Source organism: Herbiconiux daphne (assembly GCF_024979295.1).
GTDB classification, from domain to species: Bacteria; Actinomycetota; Actinomycetes; order Actinomycetales; family Microbacteriaceae; genus Herbiconiux; species Herbiconiux daphnes.
Window position 1 is genome coordinate 1 of the sequence record NZ_JANLCJ010000807.1, and the last position, 522, is coordinate 522.

2 protein-coding genes are annotated in these 522 nt (G+C 41.2%); both read right to left on the reverse strand.

Annotated features, from left to right (window positions below; all coding sequences use genetic code 11):
- On the reverse strand, window positions 1-199 hold a 199-nt coding region (locus tag N1032_RS28595), incomplete at its 3' end, for a 4Fe-4S cluster-binding domain-containing protein (protein WP_407933103.1).
- Window positions 196-405, reverse strand: a complete 210-nt coding sequence (locus N1032_RS27805; protein ID WP_259543969.1) for a hypothetical protein — start codon at window positions 403-405, stop codon at window positions 196-198. The genes N1032_RS27805 and N1032_RS28595, both read right to left, overlap by 4 nt.
- Window positions 406-522: the final 117 nt, after the last annotated feature.

Here is a 522-nt window from a genome sequence, read left to right on the forward strand (position 1 = left end):
GTCGTGGGATACGTTCATCTTGTAGGTCAGAGATAATCTGATCTATCAGATCTTTAGTTACAGGGAAGCCAGAATTAGGATTCCAAGTAGACTCATTGTAACAACCATGACAGCCGTGATTACATCCCGATAAGAAAAGGACACAACGTATACCCTCACCATTCAAAACATCTGTTGGGTAGTATTGGTGGTAATTCATTGATAGATTTCTCGTTCACGAGCGATACGATCTCTCATTTCACTATAAATATCAGAGAATTCTTGGTTGATTACAGCACTAGTATTTCGTTTACATTGAGTATCCCCTTGATAAACACTGTACTCCGTGCTACGTGCAATCACTTGCTCACGGATAAACTGGCGTACAAATGGGCGAATTGCTTCCTTAAATTCAGCCGACGTCATAGTAGTTTCCTAGTTCATGGTAGTTACAATTATTGCTGCCGTATTTGCAGCATTGACAGCAGCCATAGCCGCTGCATCATTATTGTCTTGGTCTTGAAACCTCTTGACACAAGCTCT

Bases quoted from the DNA above. Each gene is read 5' to 3' on its own strand.
- N1032_RS27805 (WP_259543969.1), bottom strand. From the start codon at position 405: ATGACGTCGGCTGAATTTAAGGAAGCAATTCGCCCATTTGTACGCCAG.